Source organism: Cupriavidus taiwanensis, assembly GCF_900250115.1.
Classification (GTDB): Bacteria; Pseudomonadota; Gammaproteobacteria; order Burkholderiales; family Burkholderiaceae; genus Cupriavidus; species Cupriavidus taiwanensis_B.
In genome coordinates this window covers 448,298-470,587 of sequence record NZ_LT984803.1, presented here as the reverse complement: position 1 = coordinate 470,587, position 22,290 = coordinate 448,298, and the positions used below count along the sequence as shown (strand labels likewise).

23 protein-coding genes and 1 other RNA gene are annotated in these 22,290 nt (G+C 66.5%); 5 read left to right on the top strand and 19 right to left on the bottom strand.

Annotated features, from left to right (window positions below):
* The first annotated feature begins 126 nt into the window (after nt 1–126).
* Together CBM2586_RS02265 and CBM2586_RS02260 are read left to right on the top strand one after the other, a co-directional pair.
* Nucleotides 127–1,518, top strand: coding sequence for a M23 family metallopeptidase (locus tag CBM2586_RS02265; RefSeq protein ID WP_115663016.1), 1,392 nt, complete (start codon nt 127–129; stop codon nt 1,516–1,518).
* A 50-nt stretch (nt 1,519–1,568) separates the two neighbouring features.
* Complete coding sequence (locus tag CBM2586_RS02260; protein WP_231942552.1) at nt 1,569–2,657, top strand: anhydro-N-acetylmuramic acid kinase; 1,089 nt, start codon at nt 1,569–1,571, stop codon at nt 2,655–2,657.
* On the opposite strand, the gene CBM2586_RS02255 is transcribed toward CBM2586_RS02260, so the two are convergent.
* Nucleotides 2,645–3,559, bottom strand: coding sequence for a LysR family transcriptional regulator (locus CBM2586_RS02255; RefSeq protein ID WP_115686723.1), 915 nt, complete (start codon nt 3,557–3,559; stop codon nt 2,645–2,647). The two genes, CBM2586_RS02260 and CBM2586_RS02255, sit on opposite strands and share 13 nt — an antisense overlap.
* Nucleotides 3,560–3,648: 89 nt before the next feature.
* Between CBM2586_RS02255 and CBM2586_RS02250 the strand changes: the two genes are divergently transcribed.
* Nucleotides 3,649–4,446, top strand: a complete 798-nt coding sequence (locus CBM2586_RS02250) for a phytanoyl-CoA dioxygenase family protein (RefSeq protein WP_115663019.1) — start codon at nt 3,649–3,651, stop codon at nt 4,444–4,446.
* A 60-nt stretch (nt 4,447–4,506) separates the two neighbouring features.
* Here CBM2586_RS02250 and erpA read toward each other — a convergent pair whose 3' ends face one another.
* The 4 genes from erpA to rplM form a co-directional block, all read right to left on the bottom strand.
* Complete coding sequence (gene erpA / locus CBM2586_RS02245) at nt 4,507–4,875, bottom strand: iron-sulfur cluster insertion protein ErpA (protein ID WP_010813904.1); 369 nt, start codon at nt 4,873–4,875, stop codon at nt 4,507–4,509.
* Between the two features lie 100 nt (nt 4,876–4,975).
* A complete protein-coding gene (locus CBM2586_RS02240) occupies nt 4,976–5,473 on the bottom strand; it encodes a bactofilin family protein (protein ID WP_115663020.1) in 498 nt (165 codons plus the stop codon).
* Between the two features lie 257 nt (nt 5,474–5,730).
* A complete protein-coding gene (rpsI, locus tag CBM2586_RS02235) occupies nt 5,731–6,123 on the bottom strand; it encodes a 30S ribosomal protein S9 (RefSeq protein WP_115663021.1) in 393 nt (130 codons plus the stop codon).
* 12 nt (nt 6,124–6,135) lie between these two features.
* Nucleotides 6,136–6,564: a 50S ribosomal protein L13 gene (gene rplM, locus CBM2586_RS02230; protein WP_010813907.1), complete on the bottom strand. Its 429-nt coding sequence runs from the start codon at nt 6,562–6,564 to the stop codon at nt 6,136–6,138.
* 717 nt (nt 6,565–7,281) lie between these two features.
* Here rplM and CBM2586_RS02225 point away from each other — a divergent pair.
* Nucleotides 7,282–7,704, top strand: a complete 423-nt coding sequence (locus CBM2586_RS02225; protein ID WP_018008793.1) for an OsmC family protein — start codon at nt 7,282–7,284, stop codon at nt 7,702–7,704.
* Nucleotides 7,705–7,759: 55 nt separating this feature from the next.
* On the opposite strand, the gene rnpB is transcribed toward CBM2586_RS02225, so the two are convergent.
* The 5 genes from rnpB to CBM2586_RS02200 form a co-directional block, all read right to left on the bottom strand.
* Nucleotides 7,760–8,100: RNase P RNA component class A (gene rnpB / locus CBM2586_RS02220), an RNA gene on the bottom strand.
* Between the two features lie 23 nt (nt 8,101–8,123).
* Complete coding sequence (locus CBM2586_RS02215; protein ID WP_240987884.1) at nt 8,124–8,969, bottom strand: DUF3025 domain-containing protein; 846 nt, start codon at nt 8,967–8,969, stop codon at nt 8,124–8,126.
* 11 nt (nt 8,970–8,980) lie between these two features.
* Entirely contained in the window at nt 8,981–10,015 is a 1,035-nt protein-coding gene (gene pyrC / locus CBM2586_RS02210) for a dihydroorotase (protein WP_115686722.1), read from the bottom strand.
* A 43-nt stretch (nt 10,016–10,058) separates the two neighbouring features.
* Nucleotides 10,059–11,366, bottom strand: coding sequence for a glycerate kinase type-2 family protein (locus CBM2586_RS02205; protein WP_115663023.1), 1,308 nt, complete (start codon nt 11,364–11,366; stop codon nt 10,059–10,061).
* On the bottom strand, nt 11,363–12,436 hold the full coding sequence (locus CBM2586_RS02200) for a tartrate dehydrogenase (protein ID WP_115686721.1): 1,074 nt from the start codon (nt 12,434–12,436) through the stop codon (nt 11,363–11,365). Before CBM2586_RS02200 ends, CBM2586_RS02205 begins: the two co-directional genes overlap by 4 nt.
* A 155-nt stretch (nt 12,437–12,591) precedes the next feature.
* Between CBM2586_RS02200 and CBM2586_RS02195 the strand changes: the two genes are divergently transcribed.
* Nucleotides 12,592–13,422: a class II glutamine amidotransferase gene (locus CBM2586_RS02195; RefSeq protein ID WP_115663025.1), complete on the top strand. Its 831-nt coding sequence runs from the start codon at nt 12,592–12,594 to the stop codon at nt 13,420–13,422.
* Nucleotides 13,423–13,491: 69 nt separating this feature from the next.
* Here the strand turns inward: CBM2586_RS02195 and CBM2586_RS02190 are convergent, their stop codons facing one another.
* The 9 genes from CBM2586_RS02190 to CBM2586_RS02150 all read right to left on the bottom strand — a co-directional run bounded on the left by CBM2586_RS02190 (nt 13,492) and on the right by CBM2586_RS02150 (nt 22,137).
* A complete protein-coding gene (locus tag CBM2586_RS02190) occupies nt 13,492–14,226 on the bottom strand; it encodes an amino acid ABC transporter ATP-binding protein (protein ID WP_115663026.1) in 735 nt (244 codons plus the stop codon).
* Nucleotides 14,223–14,906, bottom strand: a complete 684-nt coding sequence (gene gltK, locus CBM2586_RS02185) for a glutamate/aspartate ABC transporter permease GltK (protein ID WP_115663027.1) — start codon at nt 14,904–14,906, stop codon at nt 14,223–14,225. The genes CBM2586_RS02190 and gltK overlap by 4 nt, the downstream gene beginning before the upstream one ends.
* 9 nt (nt 14,907–14,915) lie before the next feature.
* Nucleotides 14,916–15,644, bottom strand: coding sequence for an amino acid ABC transporter permease (locus CBM2586_RS02180; protein ID WP_115663028.1), 729 nt, complete (start codon nt 15,642–15,644; stop codon nt 14,916–14,918).
* 63 nt (nt 15,645–15,707) lie between these two features.
* A complete protein-coding gene (locus CBM2586_RS02175; protein WP_115663029.1) occupies nt 15,708–16,607 on the bottom strand; it encodes a glutamate/aspartate ABC transporter substrate-binding protein in 900 nt (299 codons plus the stop codon).
* 266 nt (nt 16,608–16,873) lie between these two features.
* A complete protein-coding gene (locus CBM2586_RS02170) occupies nt 16,874–18,181 on the bottom strand; it encodes a Glu/Leu/Phe/Val family dehydrogenase (protein WP_115663030.1) in 1,308 nt (435 codons plus the stop codon).
* Between the two features lie 118 nt (nt 18,182–18,299).
* Complete coding sequence (locus CBM2586_RS02165; RefSeq protein WP_115663031.1) at nt 18,300–19,244, bottom strand: LysR family transcriptional regulator; 945 nt, start codon at nt 19,242–19,244, stop codon at nt 18,300–18,302.
* Between the two features lie 47 nt (nt 19,245–19,291).
* Nucleotides 19,292–20,065 (bottom strand): ABC transporter permease, encoded by a 774-nt coding sequence (locus CBM2586_RS02160; RefSeq protein ID WP_172583319.1) that lies wholly within the window; start codon nt 20,063–20,065, stop codon nt 19,292–19,294.
* Nucleotides 20,066–20,101: 36 nt separating this feature from the next.
* On the bottom strand, nt 20,102–20,947 hold the full coding sequence (locus tag CBM2586_RS02155; protein WP_240987883.1) for an ABC transporter ATP-binding protein: 846 nt from the start codon (nt 20,945–20,947) through the stop codon (nt 20,102–20,104).
* Between the two features lie 20 nt (nt 20,948–20,967).
* Nucleotides 20,968–22,137, bottom strand: a complete 1,170-nt coding sequence (locus CBM2586_RS02150) for an ABC transporter substrate-binding protein (RefSeq protein ID WP_172583277.1) — start codon at nt 22,135–22,137, stop codon at nt 20,968–20,970.
* Nucleotides 22,138–22,290 lie beyond the last annotated feature (153 nt).

Genomic DNA, 22,290 nt, shown 5'->3' with positions numbered 1-22,290 from the left:
TGCACAGCAAGGCAGGCGGCCAAAATTACTGAATACTGAACAGCACGCGCCGCACCTCGGGGGAGGAAGGCAGACGAGACACATCGTCCCCGGCAGCGGGCTCAGACCAAGGTTGAATTTTACGTGATGTGGTCCAGACTCCGCGAAGTTTTCGCGCGTGAGCTGGTGGTGCTGGTCGATCCGACCAACCCCCAGCATGCGCGGCGGCGCAAACAACTGACGGCTTCGGTCGGTGCGATCTTCACGCTCGGCATGGCCGCGGCCATGGGTGTCGCGCCGCGCAGCGCCTACGACGATCCGCGCGCGCCCCGCACCCAGCAGGCGCTGCGCATGCCCGACGTGCGCGAGCAGCTCGAACAGCTCACCGACAGCCAGGCCGTGTACGTGCGCGAAGAGCGCATGCAGCGCGGCGACACCATCGCCAGCCTGCTCAAGCGGCTGGGCGTGGACGATGCCGACGCGCAGGCGTTCATCGTCAAGAACCCCACCGCGCGCGGCCTGTTCAACCTGGATCCGGGCCAGGCGGTGCAGGCTGAAATCGACGAGAGCAACACGCTGGTGTCGCTGCAGGCCAACCTCGGCGGCGACGCCGCGGCCTCGCGCGAGCTGGTGATCGAGCGCGTGCGCGCCGCCAGCGGCGACGCCGCCGCCGCCTACAAGGCCAAGGTGCAACGCGTCGACAACGACGTGCACTACGAGATGGCCTCGGGCGCGATTTCCGCCGGCGGCTTCTTCAAGGCCATGGACGCGGCCAACGTGCCCGACGAAGTGGTGCAGCAGATGCTGTCGATCTTCTCCGGCGTGATCGACTTCCACCACGACATCGCCACCGGCGACCGCTTCCGCATCATCTATGAAGCGGGTTTCCGCGATGGCACCTTCGTGCGCAACGGCCGCGTGGTCGCGCTCGAGCTGATCAACCGCAACCAGCTGCACCAGGCGCTGTGGTTCGCGCCCGAGGGCAGCAAGGACGGCGGCGCCTATTACACCTTCGACGGGCGCAGCATGAAGCGGCCGTTCCTGCGCTCGCCGGTGGAGTTCTCGCGCGTGTCCTCGGGCTTCGGCGGCCGCGAGCATCCGCTGCATCATGACTGGGCCCAGCACAAGGGCGTCGACTTCGCCGCTCCTACCGGCACCAAGGTGCTGGCCACCGGCGATGGCGTGGTCGAGTTCGTGGGCCAGCAGAACGGCTACGGCAACATCGTCATCCTGTCGCATCCCAACGGCTACTCCACCTACTACGCGCACCTGTCCGGCTTTGCCGGCATGCGCCAGGGGCAGACGGTGCGCCAGGGCCAGCTGATCGGCTATGTCGGCGCGACTGGCTGGGCTACCGGCCCGCACCTGCACTACGAGTTCCGCTTCAACGACGTGCCGCAGAACCCGCTGACCATCACGCTGATGGAATCGCCGGCGCTGACCGGCAAGTCGCGCCAGGAATTCCTGACCTACACCAGCGGGCTGCTCAGCCGCATCAATGCGCTGCGCACCTACAACGTGCTGACCGCCGCCAACTGACCGCGTCCACCGTGATCCCCGTGCCCGGCAGCGAACGCTATATCGGCATCATGTCCGGCACCAGCATGGACGGTGCCGACGCGGTACTGGTCGATTTCAGCGGCGCGCGCCCGGCGGTGCTGGCGGCCGCCACCCAGCCCTTCCCCGACACCCTGCGCACGGCCTTCGGCGCCCTGCAGCAGCCCGGCGAGGACGAGATCCACCGCGAGGCCCTGGCCGCCAACGCGCTGGCGCAGGTGTACGCCGACTGCGTCGCCGCGCTGCTGCGCGGGGCGCGCATCGATGCCGCCGCGGTGGCCGCCATCGGCGCCCACGGCCAGACCATCCGCCACCGGCCCGGCCTCTACGACGGCATCGGCTATACCCGCCAGAGCCAGCATCCGGCGCGGCTGGCGGAGCTGGCCGGCATCGATGTGGTGGCGGACTTCCGCAGCCGCGACCTCGCCGCCGGCGGACAGGGCGCGCCGCTGGTGCCGGCGCTGCACCACGCGCTGTTCGGCAGCGACGCCGAGACTCGCGTGGCGTGCAATATCGGCGGCATCTCCAACATCAGCATCCTGCCGGCAGCGGGCGGGCCCGTCAGTGGCTTCGACTGCGGGCCGGGCAATGCGCTGCTCGACTACTGGATCGGCCGCCACCGCGGCCTGGCCTTCGACAGCAACGGCGACTGGGCCGCGAGCGGGCGCGTCGACGCCGCGCTGCTGGCGCAGTGCCTGGCCGAACCCTACTTCAGCGCGGCGCCGCCCAAGAGCACCGGGCGCGACCTGTTCCATCCCGGCTGGCTGGAAGCGCGGCTGGCGGCGTTCCCGCAGCTCGCGCCGGCCGACGTGCAGGCCACCCTGGCCGCGCTGACCGCCGAGGCCATCGCGCGCGACGTGCGCACCAGCGCGCCCGCGGCGCGGCGGCTGATCGTCTGCGGCGGCGGCGCCCGCAATGCCTTCGTGATGACGCGTCTGGCGCAGTCCCTGCCCGGCGTCGCCATCGAAACCTCCGACGACTACGGCGTACCGGTGTCGCAGGTCGAAGCCATCGCCTTCGCCTGGCTGGCGCGCCAATGCGTGCTGCGCCTGCCCGGCAACGTCCCCACCGTGACCGGCGCCGCCGGTCCGCGCGTGCTGGGCGCGATCTACCCGCGCTGAACTCCGGCGCCACCCCCTCCGGCATCGACCCAGTCCATGAACGCCTGCGCCAGCGGCGATGCCCGCATGGCCGGCGAGTGCGCGAGCACCACGCGCTGCGGCGTCACCGGCTCGCGCAGCGGCCGGCAGGCGATCGGCACGCCGTCGTAGCTGTGATCGCCCGCGGGCCGCGTGCATGACAGCGCAACACCATAGCCGTGCGCCACCAGCCCGCGCTGCATCTCGAAGGTCTGCGTGTACTGGTGCAGCGACGGGCGCAAGCCGTGGGCCCAGAACAATGACAGGAAGTACTCGCGGGTCTGGGGGATGTCTTCCAGGATCAGCCGCTCGGCGGCCAGGTCGGCCAGGCTGACCTCGGCGCCGCTGGCCAGCGGATGGGTGGCCGGCAACAGCGCATAGGGCGCCAGCTCCGCCAGCGTGCGGCGCTCGGTGCGAGCGTCGAGTCCCAGTTCATAGGTCAGCGCCAGTTCCGCCTTGCCTGCCTGCAAGGTGCGATGGACGGTGGCGAGGTCGGCCTCGAACAGCGTCACCGAGATGCCGGGATGGCGCTGGCGCAGTCCCGCCAGCAGGCGCGGCACGAAGTACGGGCCCAGGTCCTGGAAGCAGGTCAGCGAAAGCTGGCCGCTCAGGCCGCGACCGGCGCCATCGTCGCCGGCAAGCCCTGCGGCCAGGGCCAGCACGTCGCGGGCCTTGCCCAGCAGGCGCTGCCCGGCCGGCGTCAGCGACAGCCCGCGGCTGACCTGCCGCCTGAACAGCGGCTCGCCGAGCGTGCCCTCAAGCTGGGCGATCGCGGTCGATACCGACGGCTGCGACACATGCCGGGCCCGGGCCGCGGCGCTGATGCTGCCGTGTTCAGCGGCGGCGACGAAGTACTCGAGCTGGCGAAAAGAGAAAGGGATCATGATTTCCTATATCGCAACATAGGAAATATATGCTTTTCCTATCCCTGGCGCATGGCGATACTGGGTCCATCGCCCCCACACCTACCGCCATGGACATCACCCGGGAACAGATCGACACCTACCAGCGCGACGGCGTGCTGGTCTTGCGCGGCGCCTTTACCGACTGGGTCGAGCGCTTGCGCGAAGGCTTCGCGCAGAACCTGGCCGAGCCCGGCCCCTTTGCCATCGAGAACGTGCGCGCCGGCGAGGGCGGGCGCTTCTTCGAGGACTATTGCAACTGGCAGCGCATTGCCCCGTTCGCGGCCTTTATCCGCGAGTCGGCCGCGGCCGGCATCGCCGGACGGATCATGCAGTCGCAGGCGGTGCAGGTATTCCACGAGCACATCCTGGTCAAGGAGCCCGGCACCGCCAAGCCGACGCCGTGGCACCAGGACCTGCCCTACTACTGCGTCGACGGCACCCAGACCGCGAGCTACTGGATACCGCTGGACCCGGTCACGCAGGCCAACACGCTGCGCGTGGTGGCCGGCTCGCACCGCTGGCCGCGGCTGGTGCGGCCCAAGCGCTGGGCCAGCAACGAGAACTTCTATGGCGGCGACGACGCCTTCATGGAGATGCCCGAGGTGGAAGACGGCAGTCACACCTTGCTGGCCCCGGAACTGGAGCCGGGCGATGCGGTGGTGTTCGACTTCCGCACCGTGCACGGTGCCGCCGGCAACACCGGCAGCGGGCGGCGGCGGGCGTTCTCGGCCCGTTTCCTCGGTGACGACGTGCGCTTCATGCAGCGGCCCGGCCGCACTTCACCGCCGTTTCCCGGGATCGGCCAGCAGACCGGCGAGCGCCTGCGCGAAGACTGGTTTCCGGTGGTCTGGCGCGCCGCGCCGTAAGCCGGCGCGGGCAACAAAAAACGCACCCGAGGGTGCGCTTCTTGTTAAGACCGGGATCGCTCAGACCGAGAACGACGAGCCGCAACCGCAGGTGGTCGAGGCATTCGGGTTCTTGATCACGAACTGCGCGCCGTTGATGTCCTCCTTGTAGTCGATCTCGGCGCCGACCAGGTACTGGTAGCTCATCGAGTCGATCAGCAGGGTGACGCCGTTCTTGACCATGGTGGTGTCGTCTTCGTTGACTTCCTCGTCGAAGGTGAAGCCGTACTGGAAGCCGGAGCAGCCGCCGCCCTGCACGAACACGCGCAGTTTCAGCTCGGCATTGCCCTCTTCCTCGATCAACTGCTTGACCTTGTCGGCGGCGCTGTCGGTAAAGACGAACGGTGCCGGCACGTCCTCGGTAACGGGTGCCTCTGCGACTGCGTTCATGGGGTGTTCTCCTGTTTAGATACGCCTGTATTCTAAGCGCTACTGGGAAATCGTGCCGAACCCTGGTGTTTTCAAGGGATTCCGTGCAACGAAGTCGCCGCTACGCGGCCTTTTCGGTGGGACTGGCGGCGGCGCCGGGAGTTTCGCCTGCGCTGGCCGGGTCGCTATCGGTCGCTTCTGCCGCTTCGGTCACTTCAGTCACCGGCGCCGCCTCGACCAGATTCGGCAGCGCCTTGACCTCGCCCTGCACCAGCGGTATCAAGCGGCCCTCGACCAGCGCGCCCTGATGCATCTCCAGCGCGGCATAGCGTACGTCGCCCAGCACCCGCGCCTGCGGCTGCAGTTCCAGCAGGTCGCCGGCGTGCACCGGGCCCTTGACGGTGCCGTTCAGCACCAGGTGGCCGACGCTGATCTCGCCCTCGACCATGCCCTTCTCGCTGACCACCAGCATGCTGGGCTTGCCCGGCGTCGCGGTCACATTGCCGCGCACCCGTCCATCCAGGCGCAGGCCGCCGGCAAACACCAGGTCGCCGTCGATGGCGGTGTCTGCGCCAATCAGCGTGTCGATCGAAAGGCCTTTCTTCTTGGAAAACAGCATGACTCTCACTCCTCTCTCGTTCGTGCCAGGCTGGCCTGCCCATGGCGCAACCGCGCCGGCAAGCCGGAGTTGCCGTCGGCGACAGGGCGTGATTGTAGCCGCGTGCGGGCCGGATACCCCACAAAAGTATGGCGGCCTGCCGCGATGAGGGCAGCCTCACGGCGGTTCCGTAGCCCGCGGGCAAAAAAAACCGCACGGCCAGCGTGCGGTTTTTCTGGTCTCGCAAGATCCGGCGGGGCCGGATCCGCGAAAACGCATCAGCGCTTCGAGAACTGCTTGCGACGACGCGCCTTGTGGAAGCCGACCTTCTTACGCTCGACTTCACGTGCGTCGCGCGTGACGTAGCCAGCCTTCGACAGGGCCGCCTTCAGGGTCGCATCGTAGTCGATCAGGGCGCGGGTGATGCCGTGGCGCACTGCGCCGGCCTGGCCCGTTTCGCCACCACCGGTCACGTTGACCTTGATGTCGAACGTTTCGCCGTGGGCGGTCAGTTCCAGGGGCTGGCGCACGATCATCAGCGAGGTTTCGCGAGCGAAATACTCTTTGATGGGCTTGCCGTTGACGACGATGTCGCCCTTGCCCGACTTGATGAAGACACGAGCCACAGCGCTCTTGCGGCGGCCAGTACCGTAATTCCAGTTACCGATCATGGATTGGCCTCCTTAGATTTCCAGCGCCTTGGGCTGCTGCGCTTCGTGCGGATGCTCGGCTTCGGCGTAAACCTTCAGCTTCTTGATCATCGCGTAGCCCAGCGGACCCTTCGGCAGCATGCCCTTGACAGCCTTTTCCAGGGCACGGCCCGGGAAACGCTGCTGCATCTTGCCGAACGTCGTTTCGTAGATACCGCCCGGGTAGCCCGAATGGCGATAGTACTTCTTGTCCGTTTCCTTGGTACCCGTGACACGCAGCTTGGCTGCATTGACGATGATGATGTAATCACCCGTGTCGACGTGCGGAGTGAATTCCGGCTTGTGCTTGCCGCGCAGACGGCGTGCCACTTCGCTGGCGACACGGCCGAGGACTTTGTCCGTCGCGTCAATCACGTACCAGTCGCGCTTTACCTCATGAGGCTTGGCGGAAAAGGTCTTCATGATTTTTCCTGACTATTGGTTCGTGCCCGTAATCCGACTCGCGAAGGCTTGTGCTCGCCCCTGCAAGTCTTGTGGCTCCCGTGCGGGAGGCCTGGTGCTGCTGTTCTTCTTCCGCGGGCATGACGGAAAAGCCCTCGATTATACTGGCGGTAGTGGTGAGCGCACAAGCAAAGGCTTGAGTTTTCGTCAAGATCGAGGCCGATCGCCGCGGTTATGGGCCGCCCGACGCACTTGGGGGCCGACGCGAATGGTTCAGGCGAAAAAAAACCCAAGCGGTTGAGCTTGGGTTTGAATCCACCAAAGGAGGAGGGTGGAGGAGACACTTGGAGATCGACGGCGGGACCGGCGGGCGGTGCGGGGGCTTGGCTGGAGGCTTCGCTTTCGCACTCTGGCGCGCTGTCTGCGCCGTCGTTCAATGATTCGAATTATACCTAGGGTTTGCCCGGATGCAAGGGAAATTTGTAGTGCGAAATGGGATTTCGTATTACGAAACGCTACCGGGCTCTTCCGGCATCAAATTTACGCCTTAAAAATCAATAACTTATCAAACCAGCGTCGGTGTCACCCCGCCCACACACTAGAGGAAACCCTCAGGTTTTCTAAGGTTATCGGCAGCGATGCCCCAAACTAGACGTTGCCATATACTGGGAAATGCAAGATTCGAAATCACGCGCTTGTGATCGAAAACCGACAACACAAAGCATAGGAACGAACAAAATGGAATGCAAAGTAACATGGATGGGCGCCGACGGCATGAGCTTCGTCGCCCAGACCGGCAGCGGTCATATCGTTGCCATGGACGGCGCCCCCGAAGGCGGCGGCCACAACCTGGCCCCGCGGCCGATGGAAATGGTGCTGCTCGGCACGGGCGGCTGCACCGCCTATGACGTGGTGCTGATCCTCAAGCGCGGCCGCCAGGACGTCACCGGCTGCAGCGTGCAGCTGCAGGCCGAGCGCGCCGGCGAAGACCCCAAGGTGTTCACCCGCATCAACTTCCATTTTGTGGTCACCGGCAAGAATCTCAACCCCGCCACGGTCGAGCGCGCGATCAAGCTGTCGCACGAGAAGTACTGCTCGGCGTCGATCATGCTGGCCAAGACGGCCGAGATCACGCACACGCTGGAAATCGTCGAAGGCTGATGGAAGTTTAGCCCGCCCGGTGTGCCGCGCGGGCGCCGGGTCGTGCCGATGACTGAAGCAAAGCAGGCCGATAAGCCGGATTCTGTGCGCCCCGCCCGCCTTGCGGCGCGCGGCGCGTGACAACCATTCCTCTAGGCCGGCTGTTACCAGCCGGCTCCAGCTCCCTACCCGCAGACTCAGCGGGCCGCTTCATCGCCTGCCTATTTGGGATTGCTCCAGGTGGAGGTTACCGCGTTTCACCCTTCCCGCCGGGCGAACCCGGCGGCAAGACTCGTCTCTGTGGCCCTATTCCGCACGTTGCCGTGGATGGCTGTTAGCCAACACCCTGCCCTGTGGAGTCCGGACTTTCCTCCCCCTGCACCTTGCGGTGCAGGCAGCGGTTGCCTGGCCTGCTTTGCGGCCCGCAGTCTAACACCGATTCAATCGGGTTGCCGGGGTAGATCGCGCATGCGCCCGGGCCGGAATACCGTGGTGTCGGTATAGAAATCGGGCGAGGCATTATCGTCACACCATGCCGGTATGCCCATTACCGGCAGCGGCGCAAAGCAACGGCCGCCGCGCAGCGTGCCGGCTGCAGCCGCCTCTTGCAGCGACAGCGCCACCGCCTTATCCAGCGTATGCGCGCCACCCGGCATCAGCGGCAGCGTCCAGGCATGCGCGGTCACGGCCTTGTACGGCCGCACCAGCTTTTCCAGCAGTGCATGGCCGAACGGCACGACTCTGCACGCCGTGTCCCACGCATGCCGCTGCGCGACAAAAAGCCGCTGCCAGGCAAACCCGCGCAGCGCTTCGGCATGTTCGTCGCCCTCGCTCAGGAACAGCACCGCGTTCTCGTCGAACAGCGTGGCCGCGTCGCGTACGCCGCCGCGGGTGGTCTGCACGCCTTCGCGCGCGATCACCGTGGCCTGGATCTGGTTGAGTAAGCGCTTGGCCTGCGGGAAATGCAGCCAGACCAGTGCGTTGAAGAAATCGTGGAGGTTGTCGCGTGTCGGGACTTCGCCCGTGGCATGGATATGCGCTTCATAGGCCTTGCCCTCGGGCAAGGCCTGCTGCGCGACAAAATGCAGCGGCAAGCCGCGCGCGTTGCGCAGGCCCAGCGCGCCAGACTCGGCATCGAGCAATGCGCGCAGGTCCGCACCGCGCTGCACTGCCGCGGCCAGCGCTGCGCCGCGTGCGGCAAAGGGTTGGAACCATGGCCGGGACCAGTCGATCCCGGCCAGCACGGCGGTGAAGGATTCGCCCGCCGCAATTGCTCCGGCTTGCAACGCCGCAGTGGTCAGCGCGCCTTCCAGCGCAGCGTTTCGCCGCCGCGCAGCGGCACCAGCGTGGTGTCGCCATACGGCAGTTCGGCCGGCAGTTGCCAGTCTTCGCGCTCCAGCGTAAGCGTGCCAGTGTTGCGTGGCAGGCCATAGAAGGCCGGGCCGTTGAAGCTGGCGAAGGCTTCCAGCTTGTCCAGCGCGCCCGCGGCGTCGAAGGCTTCGGCATACAGCTCCATCGCATGCAGCGCGGTATAGCAGCCGGCGCAGCCGCAGGCGTGCTCCTTCAGGCCGCGCGCGTGCGGCGCGCTGTCGGTACCCAGGAAGAAGCGCTCGCTGCCCGAGGTGGCGGCCGCCACCAGCGCCTCGCGGTGGGTTTCGCGCTTGAGCACTGGCAGGCAGTAGTAGTGCGGGCGGATGCCACCGGTGAAGATGGCGTTGCGGTTGTAGAGCAGGTGGTGCGCGGTGATGGTGGCGCCGACCGGGCCGCTCGCGTCGCGCACGTACTGCGCTGCGTCCTTGGTGGTGATGTGCTCGAACACCACCTTCAGCTCGGGCATGTCGCGGCGCAGCGGCGTCATCACCTTCTCGATGAACACGGCCTCGCGGTCGAAGATATCGATGGCCGGGTCGGTGACCTCGCCGTGCACCAGCAGCGGCAGGCCTTCGCGCTGCATCGCTTCCAGCGCCGGGTAGCAACGGCGGATGTCGGTCACGCCGGCATCGCTGTTGGTGGTGGCTCCCGCCGGGTACAGCTTGACGCCGTGCACAAAGCCGCTGGCCTTGGCCGCGACGATTTCCTCGGCGCTGGTGTTGTCGGTCAGGTACAGCGTCATCAGCGGCTCGAACTGCATGCCGGCCGGCAGCGCGGCCAGGATGCGGGCGCGATAGGCCTGGGCCTGCGCCACCGTGGTCACCGGCGGCTTCAGGTTGGGCATGATGATGGCACGGGCGAACTGGCGGGCGGTGTCGGGCAGCACGGCGGCCAGCGCCGCGCCGTCGCGCAGGTGCAGGTGCCAGTCGTCCGGGCGGGTGATGGTGAGCTTCTGGGTCATGGCTAGCTTGGGGCCGGCCGCTGGCGGCTGGCGTTCGTCGAAATCAGAGAATCAGGATGGCGCGATAGTCGTTGACGTTGGTGCGCGTCGGACCGGTAACCACGAGGTCGCCGATGGCATCGAACAGGCCCCACGCATCGTGCGCGTCCAGCTGGTGCTGGCCCGCCCAGCCGGCGGCCTCGGCGCGCGCCAGCGTGGTCGGGTCGGCGAGCGCGCCGGCGTTGTCTTCCGAGCCATCGATGCCGTCGGTGTCGGCCGCGATCGCGTGCACGCCGGGCATGCCTGCCAGTTCGACCGCCAGCGACAGGAGGAACTCCGAGCAGCGCCCGCCGCGCGCCTTGCTGGCGCCACCGCCGGCCGGCAAAGTGACCGTGCACTCACCCCCGGAGATCAGCGCCACGGGCGCGGCGAACGGCGCATTGTACGCGCGAATCTCACGCACCAGCGCCGCATAGACGCGCGCCACTTCACGCGCCTCACCGGTCACGGTATCGCCCAGCAGCACCGGCGTGATGCCGCGGGCGCGGAACAGCGCCGCGGCCGCTTCCAGGCTGCCATGGGCGGTCGCGATCATGATGTTGTCGACGCGATCGAACAACGGATCGCCCGGCTTGGGCGTCTCCGCCACCTCGCCAAGCGCGCCGCGTTCCAGGTGCGACTGCACGCTGGCCGGCACCTGGGCGCCGTAGCGGCGCAGGATCTGCAGCGCGTCAGCGAAAGTGCTGGGATCGGCCACGGTCGGTCCCGAGGCGATCGCGCTGGGATCGTCGCCGGCCACGTCCGAGACGATCAGCGTGGTCACCGGCGCCTGGCTTGCCTGCGCCAGCCGGCCGCCCTGGATGCGCGAGATGTGCTTGCGCACGATGTTCATGTCGGTGATCGGCGCGCCACAGCGCAGCAATTCCCTGGTGGTCGCCTTCAGGTCGGCCATCGGAATGCCCTCGGCCGGCAGCGACAGCAGGCTCGAACCGCCTCCCGAGACCAGCACCAGCAGCCGGTCCTGCGGCGTCAGTGACTGCACTGCGGCCAGGATCTCGGCCGCGGCCTGCTCGCCCGATTCGTCGGGCACCGGATGGCCGGCCTCGATCACGCGGATATGGTCGGTCGGCATGCCGTGCGCGTAGCGCGTGACCACCAGCCCTTCCAGCGTGGCCTTGCCGGCGTAGGCGCGCTCGACCGCCGCGGCCATCGACGCGGCGGCCTTGCCCGCGCCCACCACCAGCGTGCGGCCGCCGGCGTGCGGCGGCGGCAGGTGCTGCGCGACGATCTGCAGCGGGTCGGCCGCCGCCACCGCGGCGTGGAAGGTCTCGAGCAGCAGTGCGCGGGCGTCCCCCGCGAACCCGGCGCTCACAGCGCCTCCGCGATGGCGCGGCCCAGGTCGGCGGTCCCGGCCTTGCCGCCGATGTCGCGCGTCAGTGGCGCGTGCTCCGGCCCGGCGGCCAGCACCTGCTCGATCGCTCGCAGCACGGCGGCACCGGCCTCGTCATGGCCGAGATGCTCCAGCATCATGGCGCCGCACCAGATCTGCCCGATCGGGTTGGCCACGCCGCGCCCGGCAATGTCCGGGGCCGAGCCGTGCACCGGCTCGAACAGGCTGGGGAAGGTGCGCTCCGGATTGATATTGCCCGACGGCGCGATGCCGATGGTGCCGGTGCAGGCCGGGCCCAGGTCGGACAGGATGTCGCCGAACAGGTTGCTCGCCACCACCACGTCGAACCAGTCCGGATGCTGTACGAAATGCGCGGTCAGGATGTCGATGTGGTACTTGTCGACCTTGATCCCGGGGTAGTTGGCGGCCATGGCCTCGACCCGCTCGTCCCAGTACGGCATCGTGATCGAGATGCCGTTGGACTTGGTCGCCGAGGACAGGTGCTTTTTCGGACGCTTCCGGGCCAGTTCAAAGGCGAACTTCAGGATGCGGTCGACACCGGTTCGGCTCATCACGGTTTCCTGCACCACGATCTCGCGCTCGGTGCCGGGAAACATGCGCCCGCCGATGCTGGAGTATTCGCCCTCGGTGTTCTCGCGCACCACGTAGAAATCGATGTCGCCGGGCTGGCGGCCGGCCAGAGGGCTGCGGATGCCGGGCATCAGCCGCACCGGGCGCAGGTTGACGTACTGGTCGAACGAACGGCGGAACTGCAGCAGCGAACCCCACAGCGAGACATGGTCGGGCACCGTATCCGGCCAGCCGACCGCGCCGAAGTAGATGGCGTCGTACTTCACCAGCGTGTCGAACCAGTCGTCCGGCAGCATCTTGCCGTGGCGGGCGTAGTAGTCGCAGCTGGAAAAATCGAAGTGATCCCACTGGAAGTCGATGCCGAAGCGGCGCGCCGCGGCGTCCATCACGCGGATGCCCTCGGGCATGACTTCCGTGCCGATTCCGTCTCCGGGAATCACGGCAATCTTGTATTGGCTCATCGTTCTCGGGATTGCTAGCAGGTATGGTGGCGCCATGGCTGGCGTCATTGGCACCAGGGGGAGCGTCCGCGGTTGCTTGGCAGCGGCACGGGCGCGCGGGATAATGCCTGCATTCTATTGCAAAGCGGCAGCCCCCTGCCGACCGGTGCCCCGACATGTGCCAGCTGCTAGGCATGAACTGCGCCACGCCGACCGACGTGACGTTCTCCTTCACCGGCTTTGCCGCGCGCGGCGGCGTGACCGACCACCACGCCGACGGCTTCGGTGTCGCCTTCTTCGAAGACAAGGCCTGCCGCCTGTTCATCGACAACCAGTCCGCCGGCACCTCGCCGGTGGCGGACCTGATCAAGCGCTATCCGATCAAGTCCAAGAACGTCATCTCGCATATCCGCAAGGCCACGCAGGGCACCGTGCTGCTGGAGAACTGCCATCCCTTCATGCGCGAGCTGTGGGGCCGGCACTGGATCTTCGCCCACAACGGCGACCTGCACGGCTTCACCCCGTTCCTGTCCGGCGTCTACCAGCCGGTGGGCGATACCGATAGCGAACTGGCCTTCTGCACGCTGATGCAGGGCCTGCGCAAGCGCTTCCCGGGCTCGCAGCCGCCGTTGAACGAACTCGGCCACGCGCTGGCCGACATCACCCGCGATATCACGCTGCACGGCGTGTTCAATTTCCTGCTGAGCAACGGGCAGGCCCTGTTTGCCCACTGCTCTACCCGCCTCTATTACATCGTGCGGGAGTGGCCGTTCTCGACGGCGCACCTGATCGATGCGGACCTGTCGATCGACTTCGCGCAGGTCACCACGCCGGACGACCGCGTCGCCGTGATCGCCACCGCGCCGCTTACCGACAACGAGACCTGGACCCAGTTCGCCCCGGGCGAGCTGATCATGTTCGAGCATGGGCGCCCGACCATGACGCTGAGCGTGCCGATCCCGCCCGAGGTCCAGGCCAAGAACGCGGCCAATACCGCCTGTACCTGAGCCCTTCCCGCCACGAGTAAAAAAGGGACGCCCAGGCGTCCCTTTTTTACTTGGCGGTCGGCAGTCCGCTCAGTGATGCAGGATCTTCGACAGGAACTGCCGCGCGCGCTCCGAGCGGGCGTCGATATTGCCGAAGAACTCTTCCTTGTCGGCGTCCTCGACGATCTTGCCCTGGTCCATGAAGATCACCCGGTTGGCCACCTTGCGCGCGAAGCCCATTTCGTGGGTCACGCACATCATGGTCATGCCTTCCTGCGCCAGCTGCACCATCACGTCCAGCACTTCATTGACCATTTCCGGGTCCAGCGCGGAAGTGGGCTCATCGAACAGCATGCAGATCGGATCCATCGACAGCGCGCGTGCGATCGCCACGCGCTGCTGCTGGCCGCCCGACAGCTGGCCGGGGTACTTCTCGGCCTGGCTCTTCAGGCCCACGCGCTCCAGGTACTTCAGGCCCTTGGCCATGGCCTCGTCCTTGGAGCGGCCCAGCACCTTCATCTGCGCAATGGTCAGGTTCTCGGTGATCGACAGGTGCGGGAACAGCTCGAAGTTCTGGAACACCATGCCGACGCGCGAACGCAGCTTGGGCAGGTTGGTCTTGGGGTTGCCCACCGAGGTGCCGTCGACCAGGATGTCGCCCTTCTGGAACGGCTCGAGCGCATTGACGGTCTTGATCAGCGTGGACTTGCCCGAACCCGACGGGCCGCACACCACCACCACTTCACCCTTGGCAACCTTGGTGGTGCAGTCGGTCAGCACCTGGAACGAGCCGTACCACTTGGAAACGTTATTAATTTCGATCATACAGCCACCTTTTTCTGATAACGCTTGACCAGCAGCGAAGCGGAGAAACAAATGATGAAGTACACCAGGCCGGCGAACAGCAGCATCTCGACGATCCGGCCATCACGCTCGCCGATGCCGTAGGCCTGGCCGAAGAAGTCGGCCAGCGCGCTCACGTATACCAGCGACGTATCCTGGAACAGGATGATGCCCTGCGTCAGCAGCAGCGGCACCATGTTGCGGAACGCCTGCGGCAGGATCACCAGCCGCATCGACTGCCCGTAGGTCATGCCCAGCGCCTGCGCCGCGAACATCTGCCCGCGCGACACGCTCTGGATGCCCGCGCGGATGATCTCGGAGTAGTACGCGGCCTCGAACAGCGCGAACGCCACCAGCGCCGAGGTCATGCGCAGGTCGGTCGCGGGCGACAGGTTGAAGATGCCCTGCAGCACCTGCGGGATGATCAGGAAGAACCACAACAGCACCATCACCAGCGGGATCGAGCGGAAGATGGTCACGTACCCCTGCGCGAACCAGTTCAGCAGCCTGAACGACGACAGCCGCATCATCGCCAGGATGGTGCCCCAGACGATGCCGACCACCACCGCGGTGACGGTGATCTTGAGCGAGACCATCATGCCCTCGCCCAGCACGTGCAGCGTGCTCGGGTTGATCGAGGTGAAATCGAAGGAATAAGCCATGGCGCCCCCTTACTTGCCGCCGATGAAGCCGGGCACGCGCGTGCGGGCCTCGACCCAGCGCATCAGCAGCATCACCGTGACGTTGATCAGCGCGTACATCAGCGTGACCGCGATGAACGATTCATACGGACGCGCGGTGTAGTCCACCAGCTGGCGCCCCTGCGCGGCCAGTTCCAGCAGGCCGATTGTCGACGCCACCGCCGAGTTCTTGAAGATGTTCAGGAATTCGGAAGTCAGCGGCGGCACGATCACGCGGAACGCCATCGGCAGCAGCACGTGGCGGTAGGTCTGCGGCAGCGTGAAGCCCATTGCCAGGCCCGCGTTCTTCTGCCCGCGCGCCAGCGAGTTGATGCCCGAGCGCACCTGCTCGCAGACCCGCGCGGCGGTAAACGTTCCCAGGCACAGCATGGCGGCCAGGAACTGCTGCGCGAACGGGTTCATCTGCTTGATCGCCTCGCCGCCGGGCAGCAGCTCGGGGGCGACGAAATACCAGATGAACAGCTGCACCAGCAGCGGGATGTTGCGGAAAATCTCGACATAGGTGGCGGCAATGCCGGCCAGCCATTTGTTCGGCACCGTGCGCAGCACGCCGAGCACCGAGCCGATGGCCAGCGCAATGACCCAGGACGAAAGCCCCAGCGCGAGCGTGACCTTCAGGCCGGAGATCATCCAGTCCAGGTAGGTCTCGTTCTGGGCGGCCTGTTCGAGGAAAACTCCCCAATGCCAGTTGTAGTTCATGTTGCGTCCTCAAAAAGAAACGGAAGGACGAGCCTTCCGTTTCGCAGTGCTGTCAACGGCAGGTCAGTCCAGCGCCTTGTCGTTAGGCGCCTTGATCAGCGTCTTCATGTCTTCGGACAGCGGGAAGTCCAGGTTCAGGCCCTTGGGCGGAACCGGTTGCATGAACCACTTGGTGTACAGGGTATTGACCGAGCCATCCTTCATCATGCCGGAGATCACGGTGTCGGACAGCTTCTTGAATTGCGGGTCGTCCTTGCGGATCATGCAGCCGTAGGATTCGCGCGACTGGGGCTTGCCCACCACGATCCAGTCGGCCGGATTCTTGGCCTTGGCGCGCTCGCCGTACAGCAGCGCGTCGTCCATCATGAACGCCACCGCGCGGCCCGACTCAAGCGTCAGGAACGACTGGCCGTGGTCCTTGGTGCTGATGATGTTCATGCCGAGCTTCTGGTCGTCGTTCATCTTGCGCAGCAGGCGCTCCGACGTGGTGCCGGCGGTGGTGACGACGTTCTTGCCCTTCAGGTCGGCCCAGTCCTTGATGCCGGCATCCTTCTTCACCATGATGCGCGTGCCGATGATGAAGATGGAATTGGTGAAGGCGACCTGCTTCTGGCGTTCCAGGTTATTGGTGGTCGAGCCGCATTCGATGTCGATGGTGCCGTTCTGCAGCAGCGTGATGCGGTTCTGCGAGGTGATCGGGATTTCCTTGACCTGCAGGTTCGGCAGCTTCAACTGGTCCTTGATGGCTTCCACGATCTTCATGTTGATATCGTAGGAATAGCCGACCTGGCGCACGCCGCCGAGGTTGTAGTTGAACGGAATCGACGACTCGCGCACGCCCAGGGTGATGACGCCGGTGTCCTTGATCTTCTTCAGCGTGCCCGTCAGTTGTTCGGCTGCCTGTGCCGTCCCGCACATTACGCCCCCGGCAATCATCAGGGCAGCCAACTTGGCGAAATTCATAACATCTCCTTGACCATGAAGAGAAAGCGGGATTCAAAGAATATAACCCCCACTGGTGAAACAGTATTGCGCAGCATCCGCCGCAATACAACTGGGTTTTCTCCTAGAACCCCACTTCGGGGCAATCCGTGCGCAGCGCGTCCGGATACGACAACGCGGTCTCCGGCGCTTGCCGGAGACCGCGTCTGACGGTCATGATCGCGGGATCCGGGACGGTTATTGCACTGCACCATGCCAGTGCCTCGCCCCGGGCCTGCCTGCCCCGGTCAGGGGTACAGGCCGCGCATCTCGCGCGCCTGCAGGATCCGCGTACAGGCCACGATGAACGCCGCCGTGCGCAGCGTCACCTTGTTTTCCTGTGCCACTTGCCAGATTGCCCGGAAGGCTTCTTGCATGATCCGTACCAGGCGCTGGTTGATCTCTTCCTCGGTCCAGAAGAAGCTGGAGAAGTCCTGCACCCATTCGAAGTAGGACACGGTCACGCCGCCGGCGTTGGCGATCACGTCGGGGCAGACCAGGATATTGCGCTCGCGCAGGATGTCGTCGGCCTGCGGCGTGGTCGGGCCGTTGGCGCCCTCGATCACCAGCTTTGCCGTGATCTTCGGCGCGTTTTCCGCGGTAATCTGGCCTTCCAGCGCGGCGGGGATCAGGATGTCGCAATCGACTTCCCAGAATTGCTCGGTACGCAGGACTTCGCCGGGGAAGCCGTCGATGGTGCCGCTGTGCGAGGCGTATTCCATCATCGCCGGCACGTCCAGGCCGGCCGGGTCGAACAGCGTGGTGCGGTGGTCCTGCACCGCCACCACCTTGGCGCCGGCCTCATGGAACAGCTTGGCGGCGACCGCGCCGACGTTGCCGAAGCCCTGCACCGCCACGCGCGCGCCCTTGACCTCGAGGCCGATATTGCGCGCGGCCTCGGAGCCGACCACGAACACGCCGCGGCCGGTGGCCTCGTGGCGGCCCAGCGAGCCGCCCAGCGAGATCGGCTTGCCGGTCACGACGCCGGTCGAGGTGCTGCCCGAGTTCATCGAATAGGTGTCCATCATCCACGCCATCACCTGTGCGTTGGTGTTGACGTCCGGTGCCGGGATGTCCTTGCTCGGCCCGATGATGATGTTGATTTCGCTGGTGTAGCGGCGCGTCAGGCGTTCCAGCTCGGCCTGCGACAGCGTGCGCGGGTCGACGCGGATGCCGCCCTTGGCACCGCCGTACGGCACGTTGACCGCCGCGTTCTTCACCGACATCCAGGCCGACAGCGCCATCACTTCGGACAGGGTCACGTCCTGGTGGAAGCGCACGCCGCCCTTGCCCGGGCCACGCGACAGGTTGTGCTGCACCCGGTAGCCCTCGAAATGGGCGATGGTGCCGTTGTCGAGCTCGATCGGCACGTCGACGATGAGGGCGCGCTTGGGGCGCTTGAGGGTCTCGACCCAGCGCGCCAGCGAACCCAGATAGGGCGTGACGCGGTCGACTTGCTGCAGGTAGATGCCCCAGGGACCGAGGTTGTCGGCGTTGAGGTAGGACGGAATTGCGTGCTTTTGGCCAGCAGTGTTGGTCGGTGCTGCAGAAGACATCGGGATGGTTTCCGGGGTGGAAGATGGGCGCAAGCTTAGGCTTGGCGGCCGCTCGGAATCCAATGCCGTTTGCTCATCGGGTTATGCAAGACGCGCATAACGTTTGCGTAGGCCATCGCTACGTGGAGGTCAGCGTCCCCCAAACCTGGTCCACCAGCTGGCGCTTGCGGCGCGCCCCGGCGCGCCGTTCTCCGCCGTTCTCGCCCGGCTTTTCCCGATACAGCCGGATCTCCATGTCGATCGACAGCGGCAGGCCGCGCGCCGACTCGGCCCGCACCAGGCGCCCCGCCGCGACGTCTTCGCGCACCGCGCTTTCGGGCAGGAAGGCCATGCCGTGGCCCGACAGCGCCATCACCTTGAGCGCCTCGGCCATGTCGGTCTCGTAGCATTTGTCGAGCTTGAGCGCCTCCGCGGTATCGGCCAGCAGCAGGTCGACCATGCGGCCGAGGAAGGCGTTGGGCGTATAGCTGAGGAACGGCACCGGCTTCTTGTCGGTGCCCGGCAGCCGGAACTGGGGCTTGCCGGCGGGGTCCGGCACGCTGTAGGGCGAGAGCCGTTCGGTACCGAGCACCAGCATGTCGTACCGCGCCGGATCGAGCTGGATGGCCTGGCGCGCGTGGTGGTACACCATCACCAGGTCGCAGCCGCCCTCGACCAGCATCAGCACCGCGTCATGGACATTGAGCGCGCGCAGCCGGCACGGCAGCGTGCCGAGCTTGCGCTCCAGCGCCTTGAGCCATTCCGGGAAGAAGGTCAGCGACAGCGTGTGCGGCACCGCGAATTCCAGCACCTGCGCATTGGCCGAGCGCTGGCCGCGCATCAGCGCGCGGGTCTCGCTGACCTGCGCCAGCATCGCCAGGGCCTGCTCGTAGAACACCTTGCCGGCCGGGGTCAGGCTGGTGGGATAGCTCGAGCGGTCGATCAGCTCGGTGCCGACCCACGCCTCCAGCGACTGGATCCGCCGCGAGAACGCCGGCTGCGTGACGTGGCGCAGTTCGGCCGAGCGCGAGAAGCTGTGCGTCTCGGCCAGGCTGACGAAGTCTTCAAGCCATTTGATTTCCATGACGCGGATTATCCATCGGCGCACGGCGCTTCGCCACCTGCCCCGCCTCAGCCCCGGTGGGCCCAGCCGGTCATGCGCTTCTCCACCACCGCGAACAGCTCGTACATCGCCATCGCCATCACCGCGATCACCACCAGCCCGGCGAAGGCCAGCGGCATCTTCATGGCGGAGCCGGCCGACACCAGCAGGTAGCCGATGCCCTCGTTGGCGGCATTCATCTCCGACACCGTGGTGCCGACAAAGGCCAGCGTGATCGCCACCTTGAGCGAGGCAAAGAAGTACGGCAGCGCGCGCGGCAGGCCGACCTTGAACAGCACGTCGCGCCGTTTGGCGCCGAGCACGCGCAGCACGTCTTCCAGTTCCGGCTCCAGCGTGGCCAGCCCGGTGGCGATATTGACCATGATCGGGAAGAACGAGATCAGGAACGCGGTCAGGATGGCCGGGCCGGCGCCGAGCCCGAACCACACCACCAGGATCGGCACGAAGGCGGCCTTGGGCAGCGCGTTGAAGGCGGTCATCAGCGGGTAGCTGGCGGCGTAGAGCAGCCGCGACGAGCCCATCGCCAGCCCGAGCAGCACGCCCACGCCGATGGCCACGCCGAAACCCACCATGGTGGTCCAGAAGGTGCGCCAGGCATGGCCGGCGATCACGTCCGCGTAGTCCGCCAGCGCGGCCACGATGGCTGACGGCGTCGGCAGGATGAAGTCGGAGACGTCGAAGGCCATGCACGCGCCCTGCCACAGCAGCAGCACCGCGGCCAGCAGCAGCCACGGCGCCACGCGCTGCACGCGGCGCTCCTGCGCCGAAGTCAGAGTCATCATCATCATCGGGTCTTCTCAGTTGGCCTCAGTGGTGGCTCAGTGCTGGCGCACATGGCCGATCTTCTCGCGCAGCGCGTGCACCAGCTCGGCGAAGGGCTCGGTATAGGTCAGTTCCAGATCGCGCGGCCGCGGCAGGCCGATCTCCTTGCGCATCACGATGCGGCCGGGTCGCGGGCTCATCACGTAGACCGTGTCGGCAAGGAACACGGCCTCGCGCAGGTCGTGCGTGACCAGGATCACGTTGAAGCGCTGCGCCTGCCACAGGTCGCGCAGCACGCACCAGAGTTCTTCGCGGGTGAAGGCGTCGAGCGCGCCGAAGGGCTCGTCGAGCAGCAGCATGCGCGGCTGGTGGATCAGCGCGCGGCAGATCGACGCGCGCTGCTGCATGCCGCCGGAGAGCTGCCACGGGTATTTGTCCTCGTAGCCGCCCAGGCCCACGGTATGCAGCAGCCGGCGGGCGCGATCAATGTACTCGTCGCGGCGCGCCCGCAAGGTCGAGCGGTAGGGCTCGACGATCTCCAGCGGCAGCATCACGTTGTCGAGCGTGGTGCGCCACGGCAGCAGCGTCGGCGCCTGGAACGCCATGCCGACCTGCTTGAGCGGCCCGCTCACCTTGTGCCCGGCAACCTTGACCATGCCGCGCGTGGCGGGCCTGAGGCCGGTGGCCAGCTTCATGAAGGTGGACTTGCCGCAGCCGGACGGGCCGACGATGGCGATGAACTCGCCCGGCGCGGCCTGCAGCGACAGGTCTTCCACCGCGAACTCGCCCTGGCGCGCGAGCGTGTCGTCATAGGCCAGCCAGACCCGGTTGAAATCGACAAAGGGCTCGACCGGCGCGGTCGCGGCAGTCGCGGCAGTCGCGTTAGTCGAGGCGGCCGGCATGGATTCAGCCAGGCGCGCCATCATCGCAGCACGTCCAGTTCGGCCGCGCCCGGCAGGTACGCGTCGGTCCACAGCGCATCGGCGTTGATACGGCCCTTGGTGCCGAAGGCATCGGCCACCTGCGAAGCCATCAGCGACAGGCGCGGCTTGCTGACGCGGCCAAAGCCCTCGGCCTTCGCGTCGGGCGACCTGACCACGCTGTCCAGCGCCAGCTTCAGCCGGCGCGTTTCCAGCTTCTCGTCGATGATGCCGTCGCGCGCCTTGAGCGCGCGGATGCCTTCCTCCGGACGCGCGATCACGTCGCGCGCCGACTTGATGAAGGCGCGCAGGAACGCCTTCACCGCCTCCGGGTTCTTCTTGATGAATTCCTCCGACGCGATCACGGCGTTGCCGTACAGCTTCACGCCGAACTGCGGGTACGGCAGCACCACGATGTCCTCGTCCCTCACACCGCGCGCGTTCAGGTTCAGGATCGACGTGAACGAAAACCCGGTGATGGCATCGAGGTCGCCGCGCACCAGCATGGTTTCGCGCAGCGTCGGGTCCATCGCCTGCCAGTTGAACGACGATGCCTGCAGGCCGTTGGCCCGGGCGAAGATCGGGAAGGCGCGGCGGCCGGCGTCGAACACCGGCGCGCCCAGGCGCTTGCCGGCCAGGTCCTTCGGCGCGCGGATGCCCGACTTCTTCAGCGCCAGGATGGCCGCGGGCGTGTTGTTGTAGACCATCATCACCGCCACCGGCTTGTTCTTCGCGTCGGGGTTGTTGCCGTAGAACTCCATCACCGACGACATGTCGGCGAAGCCCATGTCATAGGTGCCCGAGGCCACCCGGTTGACCACGTTGCCCGAGCCATTGCCGGCATCGATCGAGACTTCTAGCTTCTCGGCCATGTAGTAGCCCTTCTGCTCGCCGAGCAGGAACAGTGCCGCCGGCCCCTCGAAGCGCCAGTCGAGCTGGAACCTGACCTTGGTCGGCGCAGCCTGCGCGTGGGCCACGCCGGCGCATAGTGTCGACAGCACCAGCCCGGTGCCGAGCATTGCGCCCAGCTTCAGCAGGCGGCGGCGCGCCGGAGCGGGGGCCGGACGTGCCGCGGTGCTGGCGGTGCTGGCGGTGCTGGCGGTGCTGGCGGCGTTCTCGCCGGCAGCCGTGAAAACGCCGGGCGGCACTTGCGCAGCGCGGGATTGGGGCATGGCATCTCTCCGTGGATAGTGATTTCGGAGGGATCCGTCCGCAAGGGATGTGCCAGCCTTTCCGGCCCCGTTTCAGGGCGTGCCCGCGCGCGATTGTCGAACCAGAAATGGGCGCGGCGATTGCCGCAGCGGCATCGTCGGCAGCGATTGCCG

What these genes read in the sequence shown, in the direction of transcription:
- CBM2586_RS02265 (WP_115663016.1), top strand. Translation starts at nt 127, where the DNA reads ATGTGGTCCAGACTCCGCGAAGTTTTCGCGCGTGAGCTGGTGGTGCTG.
- CBM2586_RS02260 (WP_231942552.1), top strand. Translation starts at nt 1,569, where the DNA reads ATGTCCGGCACCAGCATGGACGGTGCCGACGCGGTACTGGTCGATTTC.
- CBM2586_RS02255 (WP_115686723.1), bottom strand. Translation starts at nt 3,559, where the DNA reads ATGATCCCTTTCTCTTTTCGCCAGCTCGAGTACTTCGTCGCCGCCGCT.
- CBM2586_RS02250 (WP_115663019.1), top strand. Translation starts at nt 3,649, where the DNA reads ATGGACATCACCCGGGAACAGATCGACACCTACCAGCGCGACGGCGTG.
- erpA (WP_010813904.1), bottom strand. Translation starts at nt 4,875, where the DNA reads ATGAACGCAGTCGCAGAGGCACCCGTTACCGAGGACGTGCCGGCACCG.
- CBM2586_RS02240 (WP_115663020.1), bottom strand. Translation starts at nt 5,473, where the DNA reads ATGCTGTTTTCCAAGAAGAAAGGCCTTTCGATCGACACGCTGATTGGC.
- rpsI (WP_115663021.1), bottom strand. Translation starts at nt 6,123, where the DNA reads ATGATCGGTAACTGGAATTACGGTACTGGCCGCCGCAAGAGCGCTGTG.
- rplM (WP_010813907.1), bottom strand. Translation starts at nt 6,564, where the DNA reads ATGAAGACCTTTTCCGCCAAGCCTCATGAGGTAAAGCGCGACTGGTAC.
- CBM2586_RS02225 (WP_018008793.1), top strand. Translation starts at nt 7,282, where the DNA reads ATGGAATGCAAAGTAACATGGATGGGCGCCGACGGCATGAGCTTCGTC.
- pyrC (WP_115686722.1), bottom strand. Translation starts at nt 10,015, where the DNA reads ATGACCCAGAAGCTCACCATCACCCGCCCGGACGACTGGCACCTGCAC.
- CBM2586_RS02200 (WP_115686721.1), bottom strand. Translation starts at nt 12,436, where the DNA reads ATGAGCCAATACAAGATTGCCGTGATTCCCGGAGACGGAATCGGCACG.
- CBM2586_RS02195 (WP_115663025.1), top strand. Translation starts at nt 12,592, where the DNA reads ATGTGCCAGCTGCTAGGCATGAACTGCGCCACGCCGACCGACGTGACG.
- CBM2586_RS02190 (WP_115663026.1), bottom strand. Translation starts at nt 14,226, where the DNA reads ATGATCGAAATTAATAACGTTTCCAAGTGGTACGGCTCGTTCCAGGTG.
- gltK (WP_115663027.1), bottom strand. Translation starts at nt 14,906, where the DNA reads ATGGCTTATTCCTTCGATTTCACCTCGATCAACCCGAGCACGCTGCAC.
- CBM2586_RS02180 (WP_115663028.1), bottom strand. Translation starts at nt 15,644, where the DNA reads ATGAACTACAACTGGCATTGGGGAGTTTTCCTCGAACAGGCCGCCCAG.
- CBM2586_RS02175 (WP_115663029.1), bottom strand. Translation starts at nt 16,607, where the DNA reads ATGAATTTCGCCAAGTTGGCTGCCCTGATGATTGCCGGGGGCGTAATG.
- CBM2586_RS02170 (WP_115663030.1), bottom strand. Translation starts at nt 18,181, where the DNA reads ATGTCTTCTGCAGCACCGACCAACACTGCTGGCCAAAAGCACGCAATT.
- CBM2586_RS02165 (WP_115663031.1), bottom strand. Translation starts at nt 19,244, where the DNA reads ATGGAAATCAAATGGCTTGAAGACTTCGTCAGCCTGGCCGAGACGCAC.
- CBM2586_RS02160 (WP_172583319.1), bottom strand. Translation starts at nt 20,065, where the DNA reads ATGATGACTCTGACTTCGGCGCAGGAGCGCCGCGTGCAGCGCGTGGCG.
- CBM2586_RS02155 (WP_240987883.1), bottom strand. Translation starts at nt 20,947, where the DNA reads ATGCCGGCCGCCTCGACTAACGCGACTGCCGCGACTGCCGCGACCGCG.
- CBM2586_RS02150 (WP_172583277.1), bottom strand. Translation starts at nt 22,137, where the DNA reads ATGCCCCAATCCCGCGCTGCGCAAGTGCCGCCCGGCGTTTTCACGGCT.